The sequence below is a fragment of the Vibrio caribbeanicus ATCC BAA-2122 genome (assembly GCF_000165125.1).
In the GTDB taxonomy this organism is placed as follows: Bacteria; Pseudomonadota; Gammaproteobacteria; order Enterobacterales; family Vibrionaceae; genus Vibrio; species Vibrio caribbeanicus.
The window spans coordinates 1-2,415 of the sequence record NZ_AEIU01000113.1 but is presented as its reverse complement, the minus strand read 5'-3'; the positions used below and the strand labels follow the sequence as shown (position 1 = coordinate 2,415).

Below are 2,415 nucleotides of genomic sequence, written 5' to 3'. Positions count from 1 at the left end.
TATTCCAATCACCGATGTCTTGGTTGAAGGCGGAGGCGTTTTCAAACATCGCCCTCATATTTTTGACCTTGGAGACATTCCAGTCACCGATGGGTTGGTTAAAAGTCTCGGTGCCTTTAAACATGCCCTCCATATCTTCAACATTGGAGGTATCCCAGTTACTGATGTCGGCATTAAAGCTCTCCATGCGCCATACTCCAAAGAGATAGCTCATATTAGTCACATGAGAGGTACAAAAGCGGATTTGACCTTGTTTCAGTTTATAGAGCAGATCAGGGTCTTTAATGGTCTCATTGCCAACAACTAGATAAGTATTATCCTGGCGATTGAATGTAGAATTTACGGGTTTGTCATTACACATCACCACCTTGTCTCGCAATGGTCCTTTTGTTTCCCATTGACTGACGTCTTGGCTAAAACTATGCGCACCAGTAAACATACCATACATATTTTCTACAAGAGACGTGTCCCAATGACCAATCATTTGATTGAAGGCAACAGCATTCCTAAACATCTCCTTCATATTTTTTACTTTGGAGGTATCCCAGTCACCGATGGCTTGATTAAAGCTCTTAGCTTGATAAAACATCCCTGACATACTTTCAACTTTGGAGGTATTCCAATTCCCGATGGGTTGGTTAAAGGCTTCTGCACCTGAAAACATCCCGCCCATAGACCTTATCTTGGAGGTATCCCAGTTACCGATAGGTTGGTTAAAGCTCGTAGCTCCTTTAAACATGTCGGCCATTCCTGAGTATGGCCAAGAATCTCCGACCTTGGATGTATCCCAGTTACCGATGGGTTGGTTAAAGCTGGTGGCACCTTTAAACATCCAACCCATAGATTCAACTTTGGAGGTATCCCAGTCACTGATGTCGGCATTAAAGTACTCCCTTCCTTTAAAGAGGCCATTCATATTAGTTACATGAGAAGTACAAAAACGGATTTGACCTTGCTCAAGTTTATCAAGCAACCCCATATTTTGAAGACTTCTGTTGTCAACAACCAGATAGGTGTTACCTTGGTGGTTAAAGGTGGCGCCGATGTCTCTGTCATTACAGGTAACAGAAATGCTTTCAATCGGGCCTTTTACATTGGAGGTATCCCATTGACTGATGTCTTGGTCAAAACTTATGGCCTCTTTAAATATGCCATGCATGTCAAGAACATTGGTGGTATTCCAATCACCGATGTCTTGGTTAAAGGCGGAGGCGCCTTCAAACATCGCCCTCATACTTTTAATCTTCGAGGTATCCCATTTGCCAATAGGTTGGTTAAAGCTGGTAGCACCTTTAAACATGGCGGTCATTCCTTGAAGAGACCACGAACCAGCGTTGGAACCGACATTGGAGGTATCCCAGTCACCGATGGGTTGGTTAAAGGCTTTGGCGCCTTTAAACATTTCATCCATATATTCAACTTTGGAGGTATCCCAGTTGCCAATGGGTTGGTTAAAGGCTTTGGCACCGTTAAACATCCCCTGCATATATTTAACCTTGGAGACATTCCAGTCACCGATGGGCTGGTTAAAGTGTGATGCGCCCTCAAACATCCCTACCATACTCGTTACGTTTGAGATAGCCCAGTTACCGATGGGTTGATTAAAGGTCTTGGCGCCTGCAAACATCTTCCACATAGCTGTAACTTTGGAGGTATCCCAGTTACCAATGGGTTGGTTAAAGGCGGTGGCGCCTGAAAACATCAAGCCCATATAGTCAACCTTGGAGGTATCCCAGTTACTAATATCGGCATTAAAGTGCTCCCGACCTTTAAAGAGGCTATGCATATCAGTCACATGAGAGGTACAAAAGCGGATTTGACCTTGTTCCAGTTTATCGATCAGGGCTTGATCTTTAATGCTATTATCGTCAACGATAAGGTAGGTGTATCCTTGATAGGTATAGTGCATGCCGATTGCGTTACGACAAACCATGGTGTTTTCTTTTAATTGACCGATTTTCCATTGACTTAATTCTTGGTCAAAACTATCAGCACCAGAAAATATCTGCGCCATATCTTTAACCTCGGAGGTATCCCAGTTTCCGATATCTTGGTTAAAGCTGGTGGCGCCTGCAAACATCGCCCCCATATTTTCAACCTTGGAGGTATTCCAGTCCCCGATAGGTTGGTTAAAACTGGTGGCGTCTGCAAACATCGCCCTCATATTTTCAACCTTGGAGGTATTCCAGTCCCCGATAGGTTGGTTAAAACTTGTGGCGCCTTCAAACATCGACCTCATATCTCCAACTTTGGAGGTATCCCAATTACCGATAGGTTGGTTAAAGCTGGCGGCGCCTGCAAACATCGACCTCATACTTTCAACCTTGGAAGTATTCCAGTCACCGATGGGCTGGTTGAAGCTGGCGGCGCCTGCAAACGTCGAACTCATACCTTCAACTTTGGCACGAGTAGTGT

1 protein-coding gene is annotated in these 2,415 nt (G+C 44.4%); it reads right to left on the bottom strand.

The genetic code is table 11. The features are described 5' to 3' along the window. A partial coding sequence (locus RH40_RS20170) for a BspA family leucine-rich repeat surface protein (protein ID WP_241209914.1) occupies positions 1–2,389 on the bottom strand: 2,389 nt, incomplete at its 3' end. Between the last annotated feature and the right edge of the window lie 26 nt (positions 2,390–2,415).